This window comes from Gemmatimonadales bacterium (assembly GCA_041390145.1).
Lineage (GTDB): Bacteria > Gemmatimonadota > Gemmatimonadetes > Gemmatimonadales > GWC2-71-9 > SPDF01.
In genome coordinates this window covers 245,026-269,631 of record JAWKQM010000004.1, presented here as the reverse complement: position 1 = coordinate 269,631, position 24,606 = coordinate 245,026, and the positions used below count along the sequence as shown (strand labels likewise).

The 24,606-nt window shown below is 68.7% G+C and carries 20 protein-coding genes; 7 read left to right on the top strand and 13 right to left on the bottom strand.

The annotated features are described in order from the left end of the window. Window positions 1-11 precede the first annotated feature (11 nt). The 3 genes from R2910_04765 to R2910_04755 are packed head-to-tail and all read left to right on the top strand — an operon-like array spanning window position 12 to window position 2,146. Window positions 12-857 (top strand): TPM domain-containing protein, encoded by an 846-nt coding sequence (locus tag R2910_04765; protein MEZ4412282.1) that lies wholly within the window; start codon window positions 12-14, stop codon window positions 855-857. Next, window positions 858-1,580, top strand: coding sequence for a nucleotidyltransferase domain-containing protein (locus R2910_04760; protein ID MEZ4412281.1), 723 nt, complete (start codon window positions 858-860; stop codon window positions 1,578-1,580). Then, window positions 1,577-2,146, top strand: coding sequence for a LemA family protein (locus R2910_04755; GenBank protein ID MEZ4412280.1), 570 nt, complete (start codon window positions 1,577-1,579; stop codon window positions 2,144-2,146). Before R2910_04760 ends, R2910_04755 begins: the two co-directional genes overlap by 4 nt. A gap of 199 nt (window positions 2,147-2,345) precedes the next feature. Here R2910_04755 and R2910_04750 read toward each other — a convergent pair whose 3' ends face one another. The 5 genes from R2910_04750 to dnaE all read right to left on the bottom strand — a co-directional run bounded on the left by R2910_04750 (window position 2,346) and on the right by dnaE (window position 10,575). Continuing rightward, a complete protein-coding gene (locus R2910_04750; GenBank protein ID MEZ4412279.1) occupies window positions 2,346-3,272 on the bottom strand; it encodes a M23 family metallopeptidase in 927 nt (308 codons plus the stop codon). 177 nt (window positions 3,273-3,449) lie between these two features. Continuing rightward, window positions 3,450-4,976 (bottom strand): methionine--tRNA ligase, encoded by a 1,527-nt coding sequence (locus R2910_04745; protein ID MEZ4412278.1) that lies wholly within the window; start codon window positions 4,974-4,976, stop codon window positions 3,450-3,452. Further along, window positions 4,977-6,077: a regulatory iron-sulfur-containing complex subunit RicT gene (ricT, locus tag R2910_04740; GenBank protein MEZ4412277.1), complete on the bottom strand. Its 1,101-nt coding sequence runs from the start codon at window positions 6,075-6,077 to the stop codon at window positions 4,977-4,979. Beyond that, window positions 6,077-7,039, bottom strand: coding sequence for an acetyl-CoA carboxylase carboxyltransferase subunit alpha (locus tag R2910_04735; GenBank protein ID MEZ4412276.1), 963 nt, complete (start codon window positions 7,037-7,039; stop codon window positions 6,077-6,079). The genes ricT and R2910_04735 overlap by 1 nt, the downstream gene beginning before the upstream one ends. 2 nt (window positions 7,040-7,041) lie before the next feature. Next, window positions 7,042-10,575 carry a DNA polymerase III subunit alpha gene (gene dnaE / locus R2910_04730; protein ID MEZ4412275.1) on the bottom strand — a complete coding sequence of 1,178 codons (3,534 nt, stop codon included), beginning with the start codon at window positions 10,573-10,575 and terminating at the stop codon, window positions 7,042-7,044. Window positions 10,576-10,756: 181 nt separating this feature from the next. On the opposite strand from dnaE, the gene R2910_04725 reads away from it, so the two are divergent. From R2910_04725 to R2910_04715, 3 genes are read left to right on the top strand one after another with little or no spacing between them, the layout of a single operon-like run. Next, the gene (locus tag R2910_04725) at window positions 10,757-12,481 is read left to right on the top strand and encodes a hypothetical protein (GenBank protein ID MEZ4412274.1); all 1,725 of its coding nucleotides are present in this window, start codon (window positions 10,757-10,759) and stop codon (window positions 12,479-12,481) included. 11 nt (window positions 12,482-12,492) lie between these two features. Beyond that, the gene (locus R2910_04720) at window positions 12,493-13,362 is read left to right on the top strand and encodes a hypothetical protein (GenBank protein MEZ4412273.1); all 870 of its coding nucleotides are present in this window, start codon (window positions 12,493-12,495) and stop codon (window positions 13,360-13,362) included. Window positions 13,363-13,390: 28 nt separating this feature from the next. After that, a complete protein-coding gene (locus R2910_04715; protein ID MEZ4412272.1) occupies window positions 13,391-14,476 on the top strand; it encodes an aminopeptidase in 1,086 nt (361 codons plus the stop codon). Here R2910_04715 and R2910_04710 read toward each other — a convergent pair. Further along, entirely contained in the window at window positions 14,456-15,568 is a 1,113-nt protein-coding gene (locus R2910_04710) for a hypothetical protein (GenBank protein MEZ4412271.1), read from the bottom strand. The two genes, R2910_04715 and R2910_04710, sit on opposite strands and share 21 nt — an antisense overlap. Before the next feature lie 146 nt (window positions 15,569-15,714). Here R2910_04710 and R2910_04705 point away from each other — a divergent pair, with 146 nt between their 5' ends. Then, entirely contained in the window at window positions 15,715-17,091 is a 1,377-nt protein-coding gene (locus tag R2910_04705; protein MEZ4412270.1) for a dipeptidase, read from the top strand. 71 nt (window positions 17,092-17,162) lie between these two features. Here the strand turns inward: R2910_04705 and R2910_04700 are convergent, their stop codons facing one another. The 7 genes from R2910_04700 to lipA all read right to left on the bottom strand — a co-directional run bounded on the left by R2910_04700 (window position 17,163) and on the right by lipA (window position 24,527). Continuing rightward, a complete protein-coding gene (locus tag R2910_04700) occupies window positions 17,163-17,672 on the bottom strand; it encodes a hypothetical protein (protein ID MEZ4412269.1) in 510 nt (169 codons plus the stop codon). 11 nt (window positions 17,673-17,683) lie between these two features. Continuing rightward, window positions 17,684-18,400 carry a lipoyl(octanoyl) transferase LipB gene (gene lipB, locus R2910_04695; protein MEZ4412268.1) on the bottom strand — a complete coding sequence of 239 codons (717 nt, stop codon included), beginning with the start codon at window positions 18,398-18,400 and terminating at the stop codon, window positions 17,684-17,686. Between the two features lie 527 nt (window positions 18,401-18,927). Then, complete coding sequence (lpdA, locus tag R2910_04690) at window positions 18,928-20,322, bottom strand: dihydrolipoyl dehydrogenase (GenBank protein ID MEZ4412267.1); 1,395 nt, start codon at window positions 20,320-20,322, stop codon at window positions 18,928-18,930. A gap of 39 nt (window positions 20,323-20,361) precedes the next feature. Then, a complete protein-coding gene (locus R2910_04685) occupies window positions 20,362-21,591 on the bottom strand; it encodes a dihydrolipoamide acetyltransferase family protein (protein ID MEZ4412266.1) in 1,230 nt (409 codons plus the stop codon). A 41-nt stretch (window positions 21,592-21,632) separates the two neighbouring features. Beyond that, the gene (locus R2910_04680; GenBank protein ID MEZ4412265.1) at window positions 21,633-22,613 is read right to left on the bottom strand and encodes a pyruvate dehydrogenase complex E1 component subunit beta; all 981 of its coding nucleotides are present in this window, start codon (window positions 22,611-22,613) and stop codon (window positions 21,633-21,635) included. Between the two features lies 1 nt (window position 22,614). Beyond that, window positions 22,615-23,643: a pyruvate dehydrogenase (acetyl-transferring) E1 component subunit alpha gene (gene pdhA, locus R2910_04675; GenBank protein MEZ4412264.1), complete on the bottom strand. Its 1,029-nt coding sequence runs from the start codon at window positions 23,641-23,643 to the stop codon at window positions 22,615-22,617. Beyond that, window positions 23,643-24,527, bottom strand: coding sequence for a lipoyl synthase (gene lipA, locus R2910_04670; protein MEZ4412263.1), 885 nt, complete (start codon window positions 24,525-24,527; stop codon window positions 23,643-23,645). The genes pdhA and lipA overlap by 1 nt, the downstream gene beginning before the upstream one ends. Window positions 24,528-24,606 lie beyond the last annotated feature (79 nt).

Sequence of the window (24,606 nt, the reverse complement as noted above, 5' to 3'; positions counted from 1 at the left end):
GGAGAAATCAGGTGACAGGTTGGGTGAAAGCTACCGGGCTGGGACTCGCGCTTCAACTCGCGGTCTTCGCGGGTGCCCTCGCCGCCCAGTCACCTGTCGACTCACTCTTCCCGGCCAGGCCGACCGGCTACCTGACGGACGTCGCGGGGGTGGTGGACGCGGCCTCGGCCGCCACCATCGATTCGATCGCGTCGCGGCTGCGTTCGGTGACCGGGGCGGAGTTCGCGGTCGTCACCCTCCCCACCATCGGCGACTATGCCGCCTCCGATGTGGCCCTGGCCATCGGCCGCGCCTGGGGGGTCGGGCGGGCGGCGCAGATCGGCGATGCCACCCGAAACGCGGGGCTGGTCATCCTGGTGGTGCCTCGGCGCGAGGGCGACCCGAACTCCGGGCATATCTTCATCAGCACGGGGCAGGGGCTCGAGGGGATCGTGACCGACGCCGCCGCCGGCCGCGTGCGGGACGCCATGGTGCCTGAGCTGCGCGCCGGGCAGTATGGGCCCGGGCTGGTCACCGGCACACGCCTCCTCGCGGCGCGCGTGGCGCGTGGGCTCGGCGCGACTGACAGCACCCTCACGACTCCGGGAGGCCGGCCAGACGTCTCCTGGGGGCTGCTGCTCTTCCTGTTCATCGTGGCCGTCGTGGTGGTGGTGACGATGATCCGTGCCTCGCGGGGGGGCGGCCCGCCGTCCGGGGGGAGCTCAGGGGGGCGTCGCACCGGCGTACCGCCCATATTTTGGGGAGGTGGAGGAGGGCGATGGGGTGGTGGTGGCGGCTTCGGGGGCGGAGGAGGTGGCTTCGGAGGGTTCGGCGGCGGTGGCGGCTTCAGCGGCGGTGGCGCCGGCGGGAGGTTCTAGATGGCGGACATGACAGCGACGCTGGTCGAGCCCTTCCTTCGCGAGTGCGATCGCCTCCTGGGCCGCGGATACAGCGCGGTGCTCCACGGCTCGGTGGTGCGGGGCGAGTACGTCGAGGGCTGGTCGGACGTGAACCTGCTCCTCGTGCTCGAGTCGGCCACACCGGACGTGCTGGGTGCGCTGACGACCCCGTTCGCGTTCTGGGCGAAGGCCGACCAGCCGCCCCCGCTCCTTCTCTCGCGCCCCGAATGGCGCCGTGCCGCCGATGTCTTCCCGGTGGAAATCACCGATATCCGGAGCGCCTACACGGTGCTCCGGGGCGACGATCCCCTCGCCGACGTGACCGTGCGCCCGGCGGACCTGCGCGGCGCCCTCGAGCGCGATCTGCGCGGTCGCCTCTTGCGGCTGCGGCAGGGGTTTGTGGCACTGGCCGCCGACCCCGGCGCGCTCGCCGGACTCGCCCGGAGCACGGCGCCGTCCTTCGTGGTGCTGCTGCGTGGCGTGCTGGTGCTCGCAGGGGCGCAGGTCCCGCCGACTCGCCCCGATGTGGCCACCACCGCCGGCCTCGTGGCCGGATTTCAGGCGACGCGGGTGGTCGAGATCCTGACGCATCTCGGCGACGGCGAGTGGACCTGCACCCCCGATTGCTTTGCCGGATATATCGCGGCCGTGGAGTCCACGGTGCGCTACGTTGATAACCTGACCATTGGAGACCGTCCATGAATCGTCGTGTCATGCGCCTCGCGCCCGCTCTCGCGCTGCTGCCCCTCCTGGCTGGTTGCGGCTACAACCGCATCCAGGCGCTCGACGAGCAGGTGAATTCGGCGGAGAGCCAGATCAAGGTCCAGCTGCAGCGCCGGGCCGACCTCATCCCGAACCTGGTGGAGACGGTCAAGGGCTTTGCCAAGCAGGAGACCACCATCTTCACGGAGGTGGCGGACGCGCGCTCGCGGCTCGCGGGCGCCGTGCAGGGCGGCAACCTGCAGGAAATGGCCGATGCCAACCAGGCGATGAACGCCCCGCTCGGGCGGCTCCTGGCCATCGTGGAGAATTATCCTGACTTGAAGTCGAACGAGAATTTCCGGCAGCTGCAGGACCAGCTCGAAGGCACCGAGAACAGGATCTCCGTTGCGCGGCAGGACTACAACCAGGCGGCCCGGCAGTACAACACCTACGTCCGGACCTTCCCGTACAACCTGACCGCCAAGATGTTCGGCGCGTCGACGCCGAAGGAGTATTTCGAGCTGACCAACGCGGCGGCGGCGGATGCACCGAAAGTCCAGTTCTGACGAACTGGAGGCGGGGCAGGGGGGCAGCGGGGCGGGGTCATGGCCCCCGGCTTTCGCAGGGGTGACAGAGGAAACAGAAAACGGTGGGTTCCCCATGGGAATCCACCGTTGTTACCTTCGGCCCCGCTGCCCCGCTGCCCCGCTGCCCCGCTGCCCCGCTGCCCCGCTGCCCCGCTGCCCCGCTGCCCCGCTGCCCCGCCTAGTCCGTTACCACTCCCGCCGGCAAGACATAGTTCAGCGGATTCACGGCGCGGCCGCGGACATGCACTTCGTAGTGGAGGTGCGGCCCGGTCGCCAGGCCGGTGTTGCCGACCAGGGCGATGCGCTGTCCGCGCTCGACCTTGTCGCCGCGGCGGACCAGCAGCTTGGAGGCGTGGGCAAAGCGCGTCGTGATGCCGTAGCCGTGATCGATGGAGACGGAGTAGCCGTAGCCGGTTTCCCACCCCGCGCTGATGACCTTGCCGGCTGCCGGGGCCTCGATCGGGGCGCCCATCGGCGCCACCACGTCGATGCCCTCGTGCGGCCGGGCCACGTGGAGGATCGGGTGTTCGCGCATGGAGCTGAAGGCGCTCGCCAGCCAGCCCTGCGTCGGAAGGATGGAGGGCAGGGCGGCCAGGCGGTCCCGGTGGGAGGCAAGGCTGTCCGCGGCTTCATCGAAGGAGTGGGCCAGCAGGTTGGCGCGCCGGATCATGGCGTCCAGGTCGACGGAGACCTCCGTCGCCTGGCGCACGAGCTCGCTCTTTGAGGCGCCGTTCACCGCGCCCTCGGGAGCCGGTCCGCCAATGCCCGCCTGCAGCACCTGCGGGTCGGTCGGCTCGAGGTTGGCCAGGAGCCGGATGCGGGCGTCGTTCCGGGTGATCTGGCCCAGGGTGTCGGAGAGGGTGGAGATCCGTGCGTTCAGCTGGCCCAGGGTGGCGGCCAGCTGCTGGTTTTCGCGCTCAAGGCGGGCAGCACGGGAGAGGTCGACGCTGCGGCTCACGGTTGCGTAGCCAAGGACCAGGGCAAGCAGGACAAACAGGCCCAGCCCAATCGCCCCCACCTTCAGGACCGACTGCGAGACCTGGATGGCCCGGGATGCACCGGTGCCTTCGGGTACGACCATGAACGTCCAGCGGCGATCAGCCATTCCACCAACCTTTGCACTGATGATCTGGGGGCAACCCTTAAAGCAATCCGTGGGCCGCTCCGCCCGGTGAGGGGCCCCCAGGCATGCCAAGGGGCCCCTTCATATCACAAGCACCAAAAATGGCCCCCGGTACAGGGGAAGTCAAGGTGTGGATTGGATGTCGTAAGTTATTGTGAATCAGGCACTTGGGCTTGGTTCCGGGCGGGGGAAGAGCCCGTCCGGCTTGCGGGTGGCCGCCCCGGCCACCGGCGGAGAGTCGAGCGACTCCCACCGGGCCGCCGCCGCTCTGCCATCCTGCCCCAGTACCGCCCAGAGTTCTTCCGCCTTCCCGGGCATCAGTGGGCTCACCAGCACGGCCAGCCGGTAAAGGCAGCGAGCCAGTGACGCCAGGGCGGCGTCGAGCTCCTCATCTTTCCCACCCTTGGCCAGCACCCACGGGGCAGTCTGCACGATATACTGGTTTGCTGCCGTAACGATCCGCCACGCCGATTCCGCCGCACCGCGCAAATCGTTGCAGTCCATCGCCTGTGCATACGCCTGGATCGCCTCTGCGCCGGCCTGATCGAGCGAGGTTTCCCCGGCGCTCGGCACCTTCCCTTCGCGATACTTCGCCAGCATCGCCAGGGAGCGGCTCGCGAGGTTGCCGAGGCCGTCGGCCAGGTCGGAGGTGTACAGGTCGACGAACCGCTCCCAGGTGAAGTTGCCGTCGCTGTCCCAGGGGATCTCGCGCAGGAGGAAGTAGCGGAAGGCGTCGGGTCCGAAGCGGTCGATCGCCTCGCCGAGGTCGAGCTTGGTGCCCGCGCTCTTGCTGAACCGCTCGCCGCGGAAATACACGAAGCCGTGCGCCCAGACCTGCTCCGGGAGGGGCAGGCCAGCGGCGCGCAACATGGCAGGCCAGATGACGCAGTGGAATCGGGTGATGTCCTTCCCGATCACATGCAGTTGCGCCGGCCATTCGGCGCGGGACGCCGGATCGCGGGTGGCGGTCCAGTAGTTGGGCAGGGCATCGAACCAGACGTAGGTGGTCTGTTGCTCTCCCTGGCTGGTCAGCCGTGGGAACGGCACACCCCAGGTGAAGCGCGAGCGGCTCGCCGAGATGTCGTCGAGTCCCTGACGGAGGAGCGCGAGGATCTCGTTGCGGCGGCTCTCGGGCTGCACGAACTCGCGGTTCCCCTCGATCAGTTCCAGCAGGAAGTCCCGGTATCGGGAGAGCCGGAAGAACCAGTTGCGCTCCTCGACCCATTCGAGCGTCCGCGTGGGGTGCAGCGCGCAGCGGTCGTCGGTGATTTCGTTGTCCTGCTTGAAGGCCTCGCAGCCCACGCAGTAGCGGCCCCGGTACGACTGCTCGTAGAAGTCGTCAGGATTGCGCTCGAAGATCCGCTCGATCAATGCCACCACGCCCGCCTTGTGCGCCTCGGCGGTGGTGCGGATGAACTGGTCGTGCGAGAGGCCCAGCCGCTGCCACATCGCCTCGAAGCGCAGCGCGACCCGGTCGACGAGTTCCTGCGGCGTCACGTTATCCGCGGCCGCCGCCTGCGCCACCTTCTGGCCATGCTCGTCCATCCCGATCAGGAACCAGACGTCGTCGCCGCGGAGCCGGTGATAGCGCGCAATCGCATCCGCGCCGACCTTCTCGTACGCGTGCCCGAGATGGGGGTCGCCGTTGGCGTAGTCGATGGCGGTGGTGATGTAGAAGGGTGCCACTCAGCCCCCGCCGCCCGGTGGGCTGCCGGATCCCCCGCCGCCCCCGCCGCCCCCGCCGCCCCGGCGCCGCCGGCCCCGCCGCCGCCGTTTCGAACGGGGTGTGGCTGGCGTCGCGGGTGGGGCGTCGGCAGGCGGAGCGGCTGCTTCGGGCTTCGGGGGAGGGGGCGGTGCGGCCTCGCGGCGAGGGGAGCGCGGGGTGGCCGGCCGGTCCGGCGCCGCCGCCGGGGCGGAGCGGGCAGGGGGTGCCGCCGACCCGGCCGCCGCCTCGACCTCTTCCTTGAGCTGCAGGAGCGGCACCACCCGCGGACCTTCCTCGTTGCGCAGGAACACCCGTTCCCGGAAGAGATCGACCGCCACCACCTTTTCCTGCCCGCGCGCGGTGACGACCATCCGACCTTCCTTGGGGAACCGCTTCCGCGTCGTCACGTAGAACTCATGCTCGTACTTCAGGCAGCAGAGCAGGCGCCCGCACCCGCCGGAAATCTGGGAGGGATTCAGGGAGAGGCGCTGGTCCTTTGCGAGGCCGAGGTTGACGGGAGAGAGTTCGGTCAGCCAGGTCGAGCAGCAATACTCGCGGCCGCAGCGCCCGACGCCGGAGAGCCGGGCGGCTTCGTCGCGGACCCCGATCTGCCGCAGCTCGATGCGTGTCTTGAACAGGCCGGCGAGTTCCCGCACGAGATTCCGGAAGTCCACCCGCTTGTCCGAGGTGAAGTAGACCGTGAGCTTCTTCCGGTCCCACTGCCATTCGGTGTCACTGATTTTCATGGGGAGGTTGTGGGAGCGCACGCGCCCGATGATCTGGCGGCGGATGTCCTCCTCGGAGCGGCGGAGCTCTTCGTGGGTGGACACATCCTCACTGGTGGCAATGCGCAATACCGGGGCGCGGTCGCCGGGGGGCGCCTCGCCAACGGCGCAGCCGCCGCAACTCGACCCGCACTTCTTCAGGGCGGTCTCCCCGACGGCGCTGACACGGCCCAGGTCCTGACCGCGGTCGGCGTCGACGATGACCGCGTCGCGCATCCGCAGTTCCTGGTCCTCGCCCGCCCAGTCAAAGAGCCCCTTCCGGTTCCCCTTGAACCGGACTTCCACGGTCTGCGGCATCAGGCCTCGGTGTAGGCGCCCATCGCGCCGTACTTCTCGGCACGGCGGCGGACCAGTTTGTCGGGCTTGACCTTCCGCAGCTCGTTCACGTGCCGCAGCAGCGCTTCCCGAACCGCCTCGCCGGTGGCGTCGTGGTCCGTGTGCGCGCCGCCGGCGGGTTCCGGGATGATCTCGTCGATGACCTTGAGTCGGAGGAGGTCGGCCGCCGTGAGCTTCAGCGCCTCAGCGGCGCGCTCGCGCTGCGAGGCGTCCTTCCAGAGGATGGCGGCGCACCCCTCAGGCGAAATGACCGAGTAGATCGAGTTCTCCAGCATGAGGACCCGGTCGGCCACGCCGAGCGCCAGGGCGCCGCCCGAGCCGCCGACGCCGATCACGATCGCCACGATCGGCGTCGGCAGGACCGACATCTCCAGGATGTTCCGGGCCAGCGCCTCCGACTGCCCGCGCTCTTCCGCGCCCAGCCCCGGATACGCGCCGTCGGTGTCGATCAGGGTGATGACGGGCGCGCCGAACCGCGCGGCGAGCTTCATCAGGCGGAGCGCCTTGCGGTACCCCTCCGGATGCGGCATGCCGAAGTTGCGGCGCAGGTTGTCTTTCGTGTCGCGCCCCTTCTGGTGCCCGATGACCATGACGCTCTGCCCGCCGAGCCGCGCCCAGCCGCCGACGATGGCCGGGTCGTCGCGGAAGAGGCGGTCGCCGTGCAGTTCGATGAAGTCGGTGAAGATCGTGCTGAGGTAGTCCAGGGTGTAGGGCCGGCGCGAGTGCCGCGCCACCATGACACGCTGGATCGGCGTCAGGTTGCGGTAGATCTCGTCGCGTTGCTCGGCGAGCTTCGCTTCCAGCGCCGTGATCTCATTGCTCAGGTCGGTGCCGCGCTCTGTGCTCGAGCGGCGCAGTTCCTCGATCTGGCGGTTGAGTTCCTGGAGCGGTTTCTCGAATTCGAGTGTGTAGGCCGTTGCCATCGTTAGCCCGCCTTCACGTAGTGGACAGCGCCGGCACCCAGCAAGTCGCGGAGGGCCCGGAGGAGGTCTTCGTCGGGGGCAATGCGAAGACGGCGCGCGCGAAGCCGGAGGGCCTCGCCGTTGCCGTCGCTCCATTCAATATAGACCGGCGCCGGCCCCGGATGCGATGCGCACAGCGCGGCCGCGGCCTTGACCGCCTCCGGCGGCGGGGCCTCGGGGGCGCGCCACCGCAGGCTGATCCCGAGGGCGCCGCTTTCCCGCAGTTCGCCGAGGGGGCGGGCCGACTCGACCACGAAGGGGGCCCGATCCTCGCCCCGGTCCCGCGTGCTGTAGCCGCCGCCGAGCAGGATGGCCGCGTCCGCCGTGATGGTCTGATTCAACTTGGCCCAGGCCTCGGGGAAGACGATCGCCTCGGAGGTGCCGTGGAAGTCCTCGAGGGTGAGGCGCGCGTACTCCTTGCCGGTCTTCTTGGAAATTTGCCGCTTCAGCCCCGTCACCACCGCCGCGACGCTGACCTCGTGCTCGCTCCACTCGTGGAGCGTGGCCGTGGTGCGGCTGCCGAAGAGCTCGACCTCGGCCCGGAAGCGCTCCAGCGGGTGGCCGGAGATGAAGAAGCCGATCACTTCCTTCTCGCGGGTCAGCCGTTCCGCTTCCGGAAGCGGGGGGACGTCGGGGAGATTGTGCCCGGCCGGCTTCGCCGTCGCGGGGATCTCGCCGAACAGGGAGGACTGCCCCGCCTCGCGTTCCTGCTGTCGAAGCTGCGCCTCGCCCAGCGCCGTGTCCAGCGCCTCGAGGTACTGGCGACGATGGCCGCCGAGGCCGTCGCAGGCGCCGGCCACGATGAGCGACTCGATCACGCGACGGTTGCCCAGCCGCAGGTCGATCCGGTTGACGAAGTCCCAGAGGTCGTGGAATGGCCCGTCCTGCCGCGCGGTGATCATCGACTCGATGACCCCCGCGCCGACGTTGCGCACCGCGCCCAGTCCGAACCGGAGCCGGTTCGCGCCGACCACCGTGAACTTGAACCCCGACTCGTTGACATCCGGCGGCAGGACCTCGAGTCCCAGCTCGCGGGCTTCGTTGATGTACTGCACCACCTTGTCGGTGTTGCCGATTTCCGAGCTGAGCAGCGCGGCCATGAACTCGGCGGGGTAGTGCGCCTTGAGCCACGCCGTCTGGTACGAGAGCACCGAGTACGCCACCGAGTGCGACTTGTTGAAGCCGTAGCGCCCGAAGGTCTCGATCTGCGCGCCGAGTTCCTCCGCCAGGCGGCGGGGATGCCCCTGGGCCATCGCGCGGTCCACGAACCGCCCGACTTCCTTCTTGATGAGCGCCTCGTCCTTCTTGCCGACCGCCTTCCGCAGCACGTCCGCTTCGGCCAGGCTGAACCCGGCCAGCACGTTGGCGATGCGCATCACCTGTTCCTGATAGGTGATGACGCCGTACGTCGGCTCCAGGATGCCCTTCAGCGAGGGATGGGGATAGGTGACGGGCTCCTGGCCGAGCTTCCGCTTGATGAACACCGTGTGCATCCCGGCGTCGAGCGGTCCCGGGCGGAGGAGGGCGTTGGTGGCCACGAGGTCGTCGAACCGGTCGCACCGCATGGCCCGCAGCGTCTCCGTGGCCAGCGCCGACTCGAACTGGAACACGCCCGCCGTGCGGCCCTCCCGGAGGAGCTCGTACACCTTCGGGTCGTCGAAGGTGGTGGCGGAGAGATCGGGGGTGGTGCCGTGCCGGGCGGTGATCATCTGCAGCGCGTCGTGAATCACCGTCAGCGTCTTGAGGCCGAGGATGTCCATCTTGAGCATCCCGACCTTTTCCAGCGCGCCCATTTCATACTGCGTGATCATGACGTCTTCACCGCCCGCCGACTGGCCCGCGCCCTTGGTCGGCGTGGTGCAGACCGGGACGTAGTCGGGCAGGGGGCCCGGAGCGATCACGACGCCCGCGGCGTGCACCGACAGGTGTCGTGAGACCCCCTCGATCCGCGAGCTGAGGTCCATCAGTCGCTCGTAGACCGGGTTGCCCTTGATGAGGTCGCGGAGCTCGCTGACCTTCCGGACCGCCTCGGGGATGGTGACGTTGAACCCCGGACCGGACGGGATCAGCTTGGTGATCTTGTCGGCCTCGCCTGGCGGGATCTTGAGGACCCGGGCGACGTCCTTGACCGCCGCCCGCGCCTTCATCGTCCCGAAGGTGACGATCTGTCCGACGCTCTCCCGTCCGTAGCGCTGCCGCACGTACTCGATGACCTCGCCCCGCCGCTCGAAGCAGAAGTCCACGTCGATGTCCGGCATCGACACGCGTTCCGGATTCAGGAAGCGCTCGAAGAGGAGGTCAAACCGCAGCGGGTCGACGTCGGTGATGCGGAGCGCATACGCCACCAGCGAGCCGGCGGCGGAACCGCGGCCCGGCCCGACCGGGATGCCCCGTTCGCGTGCCGCGGCAATGAAGTCCTGCACGATCAGGAAGTACCCGGCGTACCCGGCGGTGTTGATGACGCCGAGCTCGTACTCGAGCCGCTCCACCACGGCGTCGGGAAGCGGCGAGCCGTAGCGCTCCGCGGCGCCTTCCCGCGCAAGGTGGTCAAGCAGGCTCTCGTCGGTCTTGTAGCCCTCCGGCCGGGGGAAGCTCGGCAGGAAGTACCGCTTCTCGAAGTCGAGTTCGCAGAGGTCCGCCACCCGCTGGGTATTGTCGATCGTCTCCGGATGGTCGGGAAAGAGCGCCCGCATCTCCTTCTCGGACTTCACATACGATTCCTGCCCGGTGAAGCGGAACCGTTTCGGGTCGTCGAGGTCGGCCCCGGTCCCGATGGCGAGGAGGACGTCGTGCGCCTCGGCGTCTTCCCGGCGGAGATAGTGCGCGTCGTTGGTGGCGACCACCCCGAGCCCCATGTCCTGGCCGAGCTTGAGCATCCCCTCGGTAACCAGGTCTTCCTCGGGGATGCCGTGCTTCTGGATCTCGAGCCAGAACCGGTCGGGCCCGAAGGTCTTGGCAAACCAGGCGGCGCTCCGCCGGGCTTCCTCGTAGTTGCCCTGGCGCAGATAGAGCGCCACCTCGCCCGACAGGCAGGCTGCCAGGCAGACGATCCCTTCCGAGTGCGCCTCGAGGACTTCCTTGTCGATCCGGGGACGCCGGTAGAACCCCTCGGTGTAGCCGATGGAACTCAGCTTGATGAGGTTCTTGTACCCGGTCCGGTTCTGGGCGAGGAGGACCAGATGGCTGTAGAAGGCGGGGGCGCCGGAGGGCTTTTCGCGCTGGCGCCGGGAGCCGAAGGCGAGGTACGCCTCGAACCCGAGGATCGGGCGGATCTTGGCGGCCTTGGCCGCCTCGTAGAAAGACCAGGCCGCGTGGAGGTTGCCGTGGTCGGTGACGGCCAGGCTGTCCATCCCCATGCCGCGGACATGGTCAACCAGCGCATCGAGGCGGTTGGCGCCGTCGAGGAGCGAATATTCGCTGTGGGTATGAAGGTGGGCGAATGCCATGACCTGCCGGGCGTGCCGCCTGCCGGGGGCCGTCGGCGTCCGGCGGGACACCTGCGGGTCGGGGCGGCGACGCGTTGAAAGAGGGTCCGGCCCCTCGCCCCGGACGCGGGACGCGGTCGGAACCCGTCGCAGGAGGGAAGCTATCGGTCGATCGTGTGATTGTCAAAAGCCGTTGTGCCGCCTTATTTTGCACCCTATCCCCTCCCCCAGACAGCGCCCTGGAGCCACACCCGTGACGCCTTTGCACCCCCGGTATTTCCTCCCGCTGCTCCTCACCGCGGCAGCGGCCTGCTCGAGCGGGGACGGCGGCACCGGCCCGACCACGCCTACCCTCAGCTGCAGCCCGGGCCCGGCACCGACGGTCATCAACGCCGGCGAATACCGGATCATCAATCCGGCCGGCTCGGAAGGGTGTATCCGGTTTCCTGAGGCGGGCGCGGGGGGCGCCGAGTACCTCGTCGCCGCCCTGTCGGCGGCGGGTCAGGTGAGCTCCGCCGGCATCACGGTTGACTACGCACTGCAGGGTGGCCTGAGCGGGACTCTCAACGCGCCTGCGGCCGGGTCCGGGATCTCCTCCCCGCTCCTGGAGGCGTGGCGCCAGCCATCCACCGCCGAGGAGTTCCACGCGATGCTCCGGCAGCGGGAGCGGGCGCTTGCCGCGGAGCCGGGGGCGCGATTCGGCGCCGGCGCCCCCCGCTTGGCCTCACCCCCGCCGGTGGTCGGCGTCAAGGACACCTTCAAGGTGTGCGGGAACACCTCCTGCACCTCCTTCAAGACGGTGATCGCGACCGCCAAGTACGTCGGTCCCAAGGGCGCCATCTTCCTCGACGACGTTGTCCCCCCGAACGGGTTCACCCAGGCGGACATCGACACCCTCGGTCTGCTCTTTGACGGCGGCGTGGCCGGGACAGCGCCGAACATGTACGAGATCGACACCACCGCGTTTGGCCGGGAGTCGGACATCGACGGGAACGGCAAGGTCATCTTCTTGCTGACCGATGCCGTCAACGACCTCAGCGGGACCTGCAGCAGTGGCGGCATCATCCTCGGCTTCTTTTACGGCGGCGACCTCCTCCCGCTCAGCGTGAGCAATCCCGGTTCGAACGAGGCGGAAATCTTCTACGGCCTGGTGCCCAACAGCACCGGCAGCTGCGCGGTGTCCGCGACGTACGTGAAGCAGCAGATCGCCCCGGTGTTCATTCACGAATTCCAGCACATGATCTCGTACAACCAGCATGTCCTGGCCCGGCCGGGGGTGAACGGGGAGGAAGTCTGGCTGAACGAGGGGCTGTCGCACTTTGCCGAAGAACTTGGCGGGCGCCTCCTCGGCAACGGGCCCGGGCAGGGGCTCGCCTCGACGCGCCTGGTCCAGTTCACGATTCCCGACCTGCTCAACGCCAACGACTACCTGCTCGATCCTGAGGCGCACTTCCTCATTACGCCGAGCAGTTCGACCGGCACGCTCGAGGAACGCGGCGCCAACTGGCTGTTCGTTCGCTGGCTCGCGGATCACTACGCGACCGACTCGCTGGGGACGAGCCTCACCCGGAAGCTCGTCGGGACGACGCTGCTCGGCAGCGCCAACGTGCAGGCGGCGACCGGCGCCGCGATGAGTGAGCTGGTCCCGCTCTGGCAGCTGAGCAACTACCTCGACAATCTCCCGGGGTTCACGCCGGCAGATCCGCGTCTGCAGTATTCCAGCTGGGATTTCCGGTACGTCTATGACACCCTGAACGCCCAGCGCCCCGACCTGATCCCGAGGGAATATCCGCTTCGCCCCGACAGCACGACTGGTGCCTACAATCGGACCGGGACGCTCCGCGGCGGATCGGGCCGGCACCTCCGTGTCCTTCAGGCCGCCAACGCCGGCGCCGTCGACGTCGTGCTGGCGCGGAAGAGCGGCGACGCCTTCCCCGACGACCGTGGCGTGCGCTTCGGCGTGGTGCGGATTCGCTGACGGCGCTCCCGGTGCGGCACCTCGTCCTGGCCGCCCTCGCCGCGGCCCTCGCGGCACCTGTCAATGCGCAGGCGCCGGCGTCGGTCGTCAACGTGCTCCCGCCGTCCACGCGTTCGGCGGCAATGGCCGGGGTCGGCGTGGCCCTCGTCGGGGATGCCGGCAGCGTCTTCATCAATCCGTCCGGGCTGGCCACCATCAAGGTGCTCAGCCTCGAGGGCGCCTTCAGCCCGATGCCGGCCGGCGCGAATCTCTGGCAGGGGGCGGGGGCGTTTCGTGTCGGGCAGTTCAATTTCGGGGCCGGCGCCGCCTACCTGCTGCTGCCCGACACCTCCGCCTATGCCGACAACGTGACCTGGGTCGGGTCCGCCGATTACCGCTACGGCCTCCTCGCGCTTGGGCTCTCGGGGCGGTACGTCTCCGTGACCGACACCAGCGGCCAGGTCAACCGGGCCTTCACCACGGATGCCGGGTTCACCATCGCGGTGTTCGACATCATGGCGCTGGCCGTCTCGGTCCAGAGCGTCGGCAACAAGAACATTTCCGGGCTCGGCGTCGAGCTGCCGACCGCCACCCATTTCGGTTACCTGCTGAACTTCGTCGACCCGCAGGGGACCGGCCGGCTCCTGGGTACCATCGAGTGGGTCTGGACCGAGGGGCAATCGACCCGGTTTCTGGTGGGCGTGGAGGGCGGCGCGGTGCTGAATGGCGTGGGGGTGGTGCTCCGCACCGGGTACGGACCTCCCCCCCTCGGGTCGGGGGGTGGCCGCTGGACCGTTGGCGGCGGCGTCGTGCTCGGTCGGCTCGGTCTCGACTACTCCTACCAGGCCAAGAACCTCTTCGGCGACGCCGTCCATTCGTTCGGCTTGCGCCTGACACCGTGAGGACACGATGCGCTGGAGCCCTGCTCGCGTGATCGTCGCGATCGTGGCCGCCCTGATGGTCGGCTTCAGCACGGCGTACGTGGCCAGCAGCGAAGTGCGCTACCTGACCAGGGCCGGGCTCGAGGAAACCCAGATTCTCACCGACCGGAAGCCGATCGAGAAGGTGCTCCGGAATCCCGATCTCGACCCCGTCGTCCGCGGCCAGCTCGAGCTGGTGCTCGAGGCACGGGACGCGGCCGCCGGTTTCGGACTCGAAGCCGACAAGACCTTTACCCAGTACACCGACGTCGGGCGTGACACCCTGCTGCTCGTGCTGTCCGCCTCGCCTCCCGATTGCCTCTGCCCCGTGACGTGGAAGTATCCGATCGTGGGTCGCGTGCCCTACAAGGGGTTCTTCGATCCGAAGATGGCCGCCAAGGAGGTGGCGAAACTCGATGCCCGCGGGCTCGACACCTACCTCCGGCCCTCCGGTGCCTTCTCGACCCTGGGCTGGTTCAACGACCCCCTGCTGTCCACCGCGCTGGGGGGCGACTCGGTGGAGATCGCCGCGCTCGTCTTTCACGAGGTGGCGCACAACACCCTCTATGTGAAGAGCGCGACGCCGTTCAACGAGACCTTCGCCCAGCTGGTCGGCTACCGGACCGCACAGGCGTTCTTCCTCGAACGGGCGGACAGCACGCACGCGCGGCGCGCGGCAGACCGCTGGCACGATGAGCTGGTGCTCGGCTCCTTCTACGACGCGCTCGCGGCGCGGCTCGACACCTTGTACAACTCGCACCCCGATTCCGCGGCGCTGGCCGACGGAAGGTCGGAGGCGGGGCGCTGGGCGCGCGAACAGCTCGAGGGGCCTGTGGGTGGGGAATTGCGGACCATCCGGGTGGGGCGCATGGCCGAGCGGCCGGTCAACAACGCGCGGTTGATCGCCGCCCGCATCTACCGGACGCGCTCGGCGCTCTTTGAGGAGTGGTACCAGCAGAACGGGGGGGACATTCGGTTGGCCGTGGAGCGGCTCAAGGTGGTGGTGGCGGGAGTGGAGGGGGACAGCGCCTGGAGCCGGCTGGAAGCCGCACTGCGGCCCAGTACGGCCACCGACTCAGGCGCTGTGAGCCCGTAGGCGGCGGCCGCGGAGCCTGCTCTGCGGATGCCGAATCGCCTCCTCGGCGACACCCAGATCGACCCGCACCCGGCCAGACCCTTCCAGGATGCCTGCGACGTCGGCCACCGGCCCCGAGAGCGGCTGGAAGACGCTGAACGTCAGGCCTTCCTCGCTCCGCAGGACCTGCCGGTTGGCGAGCGCCCAGCTCGAGCCCACACCGCCCGGCCGCAGGCCCACCACCAGCGGGATCGCGTCGGGTGGAAGCGACTTCCCGTCGTGTCCAGGCAACTCCAGCGCCGCCGCCAGGGCCACCCAGCCGTCCCATTCATCGGTCGTGATCAGGTGCGTGAAGCGCCACTCTTCTTCCCGTACGACGGTGATGAATTCCTGGACCAGCCGCTCCGGGGAGGGATGATGCTCGCCGTTCGCGCGCGTAAGGAGCGAGGCGCCGTGGTCGCCGAACCAGCGCTGCGTGGAGGTGAGCTCCGCGGGCCGGCGCCCGGCAAACGCCGCATACCGGCGGGTGATGGCCACCTGCCGTTCGGCTTCTGCCCGCTGCTCGGGATACTCGGCCGACTCGACGGCCCCGCTGAACGCCACCTCCGCGGCCAGGTATCGGCCCGCGCCCCGGAGGATCTTTCCGCGAAGGTGCAGGGTGCCGCTGTGCGGTTCGAGGGCAAAGGCGCGGTCGAGGGCCAGCAGCGCACGGTCGTGCTCGCCGAGGCGGTAGGCGGCGTAGCCGGCCTCGTGCCAGACCATCGCAAAGTCGGGATTCCGGGCCGCGGCCTGTTCGAGCGCCACGAGCCCCTCGCGGTAGCGGCCGAGTTCCACCATGGCCGCGCCCTTGAGGGCCAGCGGGAGGGCGGATTCACCGAACTGGTCGGCGGCCTGGGCCGAGAGGGCCAGGGCCTCCTCGAAACGCCGCTGCCCGCGGAGCATTTCGAAGTACTCACACCACGCCAGTTTGAGGTCGGGCTGCCGGTCGATGAGTTCGAGGTACGCCTCCTCCGCCTCATCGAGGGAGGCGTCGCGGAGGAGGTGCCGCGCCCGGGCCAGGGCACGCTCACTGGGCTCGGTGGCAAACACGCGGAACTGTGACGTCGTGAACATCTGGCGAATGTATCGGCAAGATCGAATCGCGCCAGAGGGGGAATTTGCCGGCTCCAGGGCGGGCCCTCGCGCACCGTCCTGTTCGGTGTACCTTTCGTCAGTTACGCCCGCTCGCAACCGTCAGCTTTTCCGAGGACGTTTCCCCTATGGATACCGGATTCGTGGCCCGCGAAGAGAAGCGCCTCCTCGGCGAACTCTTCTCCTTCCTGCGCATTCCCAGTGTGAGCACCCTCCCCGCGAACGCCGCCGACTGCCGCAAGGCCGCCGACTGGCTGATGGAGGAGTTCAAGCGGCTGAAGTGCGCCAAGGTGACCCTGCTGGAAGGGAAGGGGCATCCGATCGTCTGGGCGGAGAGTCCCCGTGTTCCCGGCAAGCCGACGGTGCTGGTGTACGGTCACTACGACGTGCAGCCGCCCGATCCGCTCGACGAATGGATTTCGCCCGCGTTCGAGCCGACCATTCGGGACGGCAACCTCTACGCCCGCGGTGCGGTGGACGACAAGGGGCAGGTCTTCACCCTCCTCAAGGCCTATGAGTCGGTGCTCGACGCCGACGGGCGCCCGCCGCTGAACGTCAACTTCATCATCGAGGGCGAGGAGGAGTGCGGGGGCGACGTGATCGTCGACCGGCTCAACCTCGAGCCGGAGCGCACCAACGCCGATGCGGTCCTCGTGGCGGACATGGGGTACTATGCCCCCGGCATCCCGGCCGTCTATACCGCGCTGCGCGGGATGTGCTACGCCGAGATCCATCTCCGGACGCTGGAGCGCGACCTGCACTCCGGCACCTACGGCGGCGTCGCCCCCAACGCGCTCGAGGCGCTCTGCCGGCTGCTGATGGACCTCAAGGGCGTCGACGGGCGGATTCATATCCGCGGGCTCTACGACCAGGTCGTCCCACCGACGGATGCGGAACTCGTGGCGTGGAAGGGGCTCCCCTTCAACGTCCAGGAATACCTGAAGGAGGAGATCACCGGCACCGCCCTCACCGGGTTGAAGGAGTATTCGATCCTGGAGCGGACCTGGGCGCTGCCGACCTTCGAGATCCACGGAATCATGGGCGGGTTCACCGGCGACGGCGCCAAGACGGTCATTCCCGCCAAGGCCGCCGCCAAGGTGAGCCTGCGGCTGGTTCCGGGCCTGACCCGCGACGGCGTGCAGGAGGCACTCGAAAAGACGGTCAAGGCGCTGGCACCGACCTGGGCCCAGGTCGAGGTCCGGGCGCTGCACGGGGCCGACCCGGTGGAGGTGGACGTGACCGCCCCCGCGTTCCAGGTGCTCGATCGCGCGTTCGAGGAGGTCGTGGGGCGGAAGACCGTTCCCGTGCGGGCGGGTGGCTCCATTCCAATCGTCCCGAAGCTCGGCATGACCGGGGCGCCGGTGCTCCTGACCGGCGTCGGACTCCCCGACGACGGCCTCCACTCACCGAACGAGAAGATCGCCGTCCAACAGATCTGGGACGGCATCAAGGTGTTCGGTCGGTTCTTCGAGATGATGGCGGAGGAAACACCCAACAAGCGGTGAGGATGGCCCAGGTCCAGCCGCAAAGAAGCCCCCCGGCCTCAGGCCGGGGGGCTTCTGCGTTCAGGGGCCCGTCAGCCTGCGACGAGCGCCCGGATGGAGGCGATGACCCCCGCCACGAGATCGTCGGCCCAGTAGTCCCCAGGGCGGTCTGCGGGGGGGAGGGATGCGGCGCGCTGCTCGAGGTAGGTGATGGCGGTGGCGGTCCATTCCAGCTGGGCCGAGGGGACGACGGCCCACGACCCCGTGGCCCGCAGCTCAAGCGCCGACAGCGCTTCGAGTTCCGCCTCGAGCCCGCCAATGGCCGCCGGCGAGCGGAGCCGCTTGGCGATCAGGTCGAGGGCCTTCCCGGCATCCGGATCGAGCGGCTCGGGATTGTTCAGGTGCTCGTGGCGGGCGTCGGCGATCATCTCGGCCAGCCGGAGGAAGACCGCCCGGACCGAGGGGGTGAGCGCCGGCGGCACGTCGGACGCCCAGCTGTCGGCTGCCCGGAGCAACTGCGTCACGCGCTCGTCCGCGATGGTCTGCGGCGTGCGTTTGGGTGGAATGTCCGCCATGGCTTGGAGATTGGTGGAGCACCGCACGAAAGGCAACTCTACCGGTTCGAATCGACGACCGGCGCGGGCAGATCCCATTCATGCGGCGAGGCAGCGCGCGGCGTGCGGTCGAAGACCCGTCCGAACGCCGCCGTGACCGTGTCGCGCGTCACGGCCATCAGGTCGGGCGGTGCGGCGGCTCCCAGCTCCCGCGCGACACTCGTCATCGTGACCCCCTGGATGCCGCAGGGCACGATCAGGTCGAAGTAGTCGAGGTCGGTGGACACGTTCAGCGCGAATCCGTGGAACGTCACCCACTGTTTCACATGGATCCCGATGCTCGCGATCTTCCGTCCACCTGTCCAGACGCCGGTCAGCCCCGGATTCCGCTCCGCCGCAATGCCGAGAGCGCCGAGCGCCTCGATGAGCGCCTCCTCGACGGCGCGCAGGTACCAGTGCAGGTCCTGTTTGTGATGCGTGAGATCGAGGATCGGGTACCCCACCAGCTGGCCGGGTCCGTGGAAGGTCACGTCCCCGCCGCGTTCGACCTCGAACACCGCGACGCCACGTTCGCGGATCGCGTCGGGCGACAGGGGAAGGCTCGACTCCTTGGTCCCTCTCCCCAGCGTCACCACTGGTTCGTGCTCGACGAGGAGCAGCAGGTCCTCGGTGATTGCTCCCGTCTGCCGGGCCCGGCACAGGCGGCGCTGGAGCTCGAGGGTGTCGCCGTAGGGGCGGCGTCCGAGATCGGCGACGAGCAGGGGCCGCTGCGTCACCGCTCCGTCCGGAGTGCCTGGATCCGCTTCCCCAGGCGCCAGGCCAGCGCGCCACAGACGAGCGCCACTCCCCCGAGCCCGACGGGGCCCGCGAGTTCGTTGACGGGGCGAGCAAGAGCGCCATCACGATGGTGGCGAACGCGGCGACCATGCTGAGGCCGCCACGCCGGTAGGTCGGCACCGGCGCCATGGCGGTCCAGCAGGAGATGCCCGCCAGCGCGCAGGCGCCGAGCGTCCCGAAGATCAGGAGGACGGCGGCGGGCTGGCCAGGATCCGGTGTGTCGGTGGGGGGGCCTTGCGCGACGAGGGCGCGGACGCCGAGGAGCACCACCGCGACGAGGGCGGTGCCGAGGAGGATGCCGAACCCGATCGAGGTCCAGGCGAGCGGGACGAAGTCCTCGGTGGGCGCGAGGGGATTCCAGTGTTCCGGGCGGTCGGACATGAGGCACAGGCGGGGCGGCGGGGCGGCGGGGCAGTCGATGCCGGGGCTTGTGCCGCCCCGCAACCCCGCCGCCTCCCGGCCCGGCCTACGTGTGAATCACCCTCCCCATCGAATCGAGTGCCGCTTCGGCAATCGCCTCCGACAGGGTGGGATGGGCGTGGATGGCCAGATCGACTTCCTCGACCGTGTACTCGTTTTCCCGGGCCACCGCGAGCTCGTGGATGATCTCGGAGGCGTGCCCGCCGACGATGTGCGCGCCGAGGATTTCGCCGTACTTCTTCTCGCGGATGATCTTGACGAATCCTTCGGTCTCGTTGGTCGCGCGGGCCCGGCCGTTGGCGCTGAAGGGGAAGCGTCCGACCTGGTAGTCGAGCTTTTTCTCCTTGCACTGCTCCTCGGTGAGGCCGATGCTGGCGACTTCGGGGTGGCAGTAGGTCACGCTCGGAATGTTGTCGTAGCGAATCGGGTGCGGCTTGTGACCCGCAATCAACTCCGCCAGGACCATCCCCTCCCGGCTCCCCTTGTGGGCCAGCATCGGGGGTCCGGCCACGTCGCCGATGCAGTACACACCGGGGGCGGTCGTCTCGAGCGTGGCGAGGTTCACCTTCACGAAGCCGCGGTCGGTCAACTGCACGCCGGCTTCCTTGAAGCCCATGTTCTCGGTGTTCACGGCACGGCCGGCCGCCATCAGCACCTTGTCGGCGGTGACCGACTTCTTTTCCCCGCCTGACTCGATCTCCAGCGTAACCGAATCCTTCCCGACGGTCGCTTTCAGCACCTTGGCGCCGGCCATGACGTCGATCCCCCGCTTCCGGAACGACTTGGCCAGGGCGTCGGAGCACTCGGCGTCTTCGATCGGGAGGATGCGCGGGAGCGCCTCCACGAGCGTGATCTTGGTGCCGAAGGCGTTGAAGATGTCCGCGAACTCCGAGCCGACCGCGCCCGCACCCACGACGATCATCGACTTGGGCGCCGACTCCAGGAAGAGCGCCTCGTCGGAGCTGATGACGGTGGTCTTGTTGATGTCGAGCCCGATCTGCGGAATGCCCTTGACCCGCGAGCCGGTGGCGATGACGACGGCCTTCTTCGCCTCGTAGACGTCGGCGCCGACCTTGATCTTCTTGCCGGGGAGCAGCGTGCCGGTGCCCTTGATCACGGTCACCTTGTTCTTCTTCATCAGGAACTCCACGCCCTTGGAGTTCTGTTCCGACACCTTGCGGCTCCGCTTCATGGCGACGCCGTAGTCGGTCTTGACGCCGCCGACTTCGATGCCGAGATCCTTGGCCTGGTGCTGGATGAGCTGGATCGACGACGCGCTGTGCAGCAGCGCCTTGGTGGGGATGCAGCCGATATTGACGCAGACGCCGCCGAGCTTGTCCTTCTCGACCACGGCGGTGCTCAGGCCGAGCTGGGCGGCGCGGATGGCGCAGACATATCCGGCGGGGCCGCCGCCCAGGATGATGATGTCGAATGAAGCCACGATGTGAGTCCTCGGTGTCAGGTCGGGCGGCGGGGGCCGCTAGTAGACGATGGCCAGCGGGTTCTCGAGCATGCCCTTCAAGGTGCGCAGGAACGCAGCCCCGGTGGCGCCGTCGATGACCCGGTGGTCGCACGACATGGTGAGCCGGAGCCGTCGGCCGGGCACCACAGCACCCTGCTTGACCACGGCCTGCTCCACGATGCTGCCCACGGCCAGGATGCCGGCCTCGGGCGGATTGATGATGGCGGTGAACTGGTCGATGTCGAACATGCCGAGGTTGGACACGCTGAAGGTGCCGCCGGTGTACTCCTCGGGCTTCAGCTTGCGCTCCCGCGCGCGGCCCGCCATCTCCTTCACCTCGGCGGAAATCTCGCGCAGCGACTTCCGGTCGGCGTGACGCACCACCGGCGTGATCAACCCGTCCTCCACCGCGACGGCGACGCTCAGGTGCACCTCGTTCCAGTACCGGATGCGGTCGTCCTGCCACCAGGCGTTGCAGGCCGGGTGCGCCTTCAGCGCGGCGGCCGTGGCTTTCATCACGATGTCGTTGAACGAAATCTTGACGGCCTCCCCGCTTCCCCGCTTCCCCGCCTCATTCAGCGCCTCCCGCGCCTCCCACGCCCGATCCATGTCTACCTCCGTCGTGAGATAGAACGTCGGGACCGGGCCGATGGACTGGGCGAGCCGCTTGGCGATCGTCTTCCGGATCTGGGTGAGCGGGACGTCGTGGAAGGCCCCGGCGGAGGGCGGCGCAAACGCGGCGCCAGCGGCCGGCGGGGCCTGCTCCAGGTCGCGCAGGATGATCCGGCCCTCCGGACCCGAACCGGCAATCGCGCCGAGGTCGAGCCCCCGCTCGCGGGCGACCTTGCGGGCGAGGGGCGAGGCCTTGGTTCGGCCGCTGGTGGCGGTCGGAGGCGGGGCCGCGGGGCTCGACGGCGGGGCCGCGGGGCTGCGGGGCTGCGGGGCTGGCGTTGGGCTGGCCGCCTTCGGTGCCGGGGAGTCTCCACCCAGCAGGTTGCTGATGTCCTCGTCCGCCTGGCCGATGATGCCGACCAGCGAGGCGACCGCCGCGGTGGTCCCGGCCGGCACCAGCTGCTTCAGGAGAATGCCTTCGCCCCGGGCGACCAGTTCCATGACCGCCTTGTCCGTCTCCACTTCGGCGATGACGTCGCCGACGCGGACGGCGTCGCCCTCGTTCTTCTTCCACTCGACGAGGCGGCCCTCTTCCATCGTCGGTGAGAGCGCTTCCATCAGGACTTTTGAAGCCATGCGTCAGTTCCCGGATCGGTGCAATGAAGTGGCGACAGCCGTCAGGCCAGGTAGAGCACCTTCTTGACGGCGGCGATCACCTTGGCCGGATCGGCCTTGGCCGCCCGCTCGAGTTGCTTGTTGTATGGCATCGGCACGTCGGCACCCGTGACCCGGAGCACCGGCGCGTCGAGTTCATCGAAGATGTGCCGCTGAATCTCGTCCACCACTTGCGCGCCAACGCCCGCGAAGGACCAGCCTTCCTCCACCACGACACACCGATGGGTCCGGCCCACGGAATTGAGCACCGTCTCGGTATCCATCGGACGGATCGTCCGGAGATCCACGACCTCGGCGTTGATCCCCTCCGCGGCCAGCTGGTCCGCCGCCTTCAGCGCCACTGTGACGGTCTTGGAGTAGCACACCAGCGTCACGTCGGAGCCGGCGCGCTTGATGTCCGCCTTGCCGATCGGCACCAGGTGCTCGCCTTCCGGCACCTCGCCCTTCACGTTGTAGAGCATCTCCCCTTCGATGAACACCACCGGGTCGTCGTCCCGGATGGCGCTCTTCAGGAGCCCCTTCGCGTCGGCCGGCGTTCCCGGTGTCAGCACCTTGAGGCCGGGGATGTGCGCGTACCAGGACTCGAACGACTGCGAGTGCTGCGCCGCGAGCTGGAGCGCCGCCCCGCCCGGTCCGCGAAAGACGATCGGGCACCCGACCTGCCCGCCCGACATGTAGCGCATCTTCGCCGCGGAGTTGACGATCTGGTCGATGGCCAGCAGGGCGAAGTTCCAGGTCATGAATTCGATGATCGGACGAAGGCCGACCATCGCTGCCCCGACGCCGATGCCGGCAAAGCCGAGCTCCGCAATGGGCGTATCCACCACCCGCAGCGGGCCAAACTCCTTGAGCAGCCCACGGCTCACCTTGTAGGCGCCGTCGTACTCGGCCACTTCCTCCCCCATCAGGAACACGCGGTCGTCGAGGGCCATCTCCTCGCGGAGCGCCTCGTTCAGGGCGTCACGGTAGGTCAGGAGCGCCATCTCACTGCCCTCCCGCGAGCACGTCGGTCCACAGTGCGTCCGGCGCCGGGTCGGGAGACTCTTCCGCGAAGGTCACCGCGTCATCGACCTCGGCCACGATCTCTTCGTCGAGCGCCTTGAGTCCCGCCTCGTCGATCATCTTGGCGGCCACCATGTGCGCCTCGAGCAGCTTGATCGGATCCCGCTGCCTGAACTCCTCCACCTCTTCCTTGCTGCGGTAGGTGCCGTGCGCCGCGTCGGACATCGAATGACCGACGTAGCGGTAGGTCCGCATTTCGAGGAGGGTCGGGAGCGACTCGGTCCGCGCCCGGTTGACGGCGCGATCCATCGCGCCCCGGACGGCGAAGACATCCTGGCCATCCACAACTTCCTCGGTCCTTTCATTGGAATAGGCGCGGTGGGCCAGGTCGAGGAGGGAGCTGGCCCGCGCGAGCGCCGTGCCCATCCCGTACCCGTTGTTCTCGACGATGAAGATGGCCGGCAGCTTCCAGAGCGCGGCCATGTTCAGCGTCTCGTGGAACGACCCGATGTTGACCGCCGCCTCCCCGAAGAAGCAGACCGCCACCTGGTCGGTCTTCCGATACTTGGCCGCGAACGCCATCCCCGCCGCAAGCGGAATATGCCCGCCGACGATGCCATGCCCGCCGAGGAACCCGAGGGAGGCGTCGAAGAGATGCATCGAGCCGCCCTTGCCGTGGGAGCACCCTGTCGCCTTGCCGAAGAGCTCGGCCATGACCGACCGTGCAGTGAGTCCCCTGGCCAGCGCATGCCCGTGATCGCGGTACGACGTGGTGATGTAGTCGTCGGCGCGCAGTGCCGCCATGCAGCCGACCGCCACCGCCTCCTGCCCGATGTACAGGTGGCAGAATCCGCCGACCTTGCCGAGGCTGTACGCCTCGCCGGCCTTGTCCTCGAAGTGGCGGATCAGGCGCATCTGCCGGAGGTAAGTCCGGCACTGCTCCGGGCTGGCGCCCGGATCGGCGCTGCGAGCCGCTCCCTTGCCTCGGGAGGAGGCACGAGTCCCTGCCATCAGGCGTTCCTCTGTTCTTTGGCCTTGTCGACCTGTTCCCAGGCGTGGTACGAGGAGCGGGTCAGCGGGCTCGATTCGACATGCGAGAAGCCGAGGCGGAGGCCGATGTCACGCAGCTCGGCGAACTCCTCGGGGGTGTAGTAGCGGGCAATCGGCAGATGGCCGCCGGAGGGGCGGAGGTACTGGCCGAGGGTCAGAATGTTGACGTCACTCTTCCGCAGATCCCGCATGCACACCAGGACCTCGTCCCACTCCTCGCCCATCCCGAGGATGATCCCCGACTTGGTCAGGGCGTCGGGTCCCCCCATCCGGCGCGCATTGGCCAGCAGGCGCAGGGCGCGATCATAGCGGCCCCCTGGCCGGGCAAGGCGGTAGAGGCGTTCCGGGGTCTCGAGGTTGTGGTTCAGGATGTCGGGGCGGGCATCCATGACCAGCTGGAGCGCCTGCTCGGAGCCCTTGAAGTCGGGGATCAGGACCTCGACCGAGGTCTCGGGCATCCGGGCGCGGATTTCGGTGATGCATCCGGCGAATGCCTCGGCGCCGCCATTCGGCAGGTCGTCCCGGTCGACGGAGGTGATCACGACGTGCTGCAGCCCCATCCGGGTGACCGCCTCGGCGAGCCGGACCGGTTCCACCGGATCGAACGGCTTCGGGGTGCCGTGGGCCACCGCGCAGTAGGTGCAGTTCCGGGTGCAGACGTCGCCGAGGATCATGAAGGTGGCGGCCTTGTGCTCCCAGCACTCCCCGATGTTCGGGCAGCGGGCTTCCTCGCAGACGGTGTGGAGCCCCAGCTCCCGCATCATCCCGCGGATTTCGACGTAGTTCTGGCCGCCCGGAGTCCGGACCTTCAGCCAGGAGGGCTTCCGGACCGGGGTCGCGGGCACGGCCGACTGGCCCGAGGGCGGGGCGGAAGATGTACGACTCAATTGCACGAGCGGAACGGCCACCGGCGGCTCCTTGAGG

Bases quoted from the DNA above. Each gene is read 5' to 3' on its own strand.
- R2910_04760 (MEZ4412281.1), top strand. From the start codon at position 858: ATGGCGGACATGACAGCGACGCTGGTCGAGCCCTTCCTTCGCGAGTGC.
- R2910_04755 (MEZ4412280.1), top strand. From the start codon at position 1,577: ATGAATCGTCGTGTCATGCGCCTCGCGCCCGCTCTCGCGCTGCTGCCC.
- R2910_04750 (MEZ4412279.1), bottom strand. From the start codon at position 3,272: ATGGCTGATCGCCGCTGGACGTTCATGGTCGTACCCGAAGGCACCGGT.
- ricT (MEZ4412277.1), bottom strand. From the start codon at position 6,077: ATGCCGCAGACCGTGGAAGTCCGGTTCAAGGGGAACCGGAAGGGGCTC.
- R2910_04735 (MEZ4412276.1), bottom strand. From the start codon at position 7,039: ATGGCAACGGCCTACACACTCGAATTCGAGAAACCGCTCCAGGAACTC.
- R2910_04710 (MEZ4412271.1), bottom strand. From the start codon at position 15,568: ATGTTCACGACGTCACAGTTCCGCGTGTTTGCCACCGAGCCCAGTGAG.
- R2910_04705 (MEZ4412270.1), top strand. From the start codon at position 15,715: ATGGATACCGGATTCGTGGCCCGCGAAGAGAAGCGCCTCCTCGGCGAA.
- R2910_04685 (MEZ4412266.1), bottom strand. From the start codon at position 21,591: ATGGCTTCAAAAGTCCTGATGGAAGCGCTCTCACCGACGATGGAAGAG.
- R2910_04680 (MEZ4412265.1), bottom strand. From the start codon at position 22,613: ATGGCGCTCCTGACCTACCGTGACGCCCTGAACGAGGCGCTCCGCGAG.
- pdhA (MEZ4412264.1), bottom strand. From the start codon at position 23,643: ATGGCAGGGACTCGTGCCTCCTCCCGAGGCAAGGGAGCGGCTCGCAGC.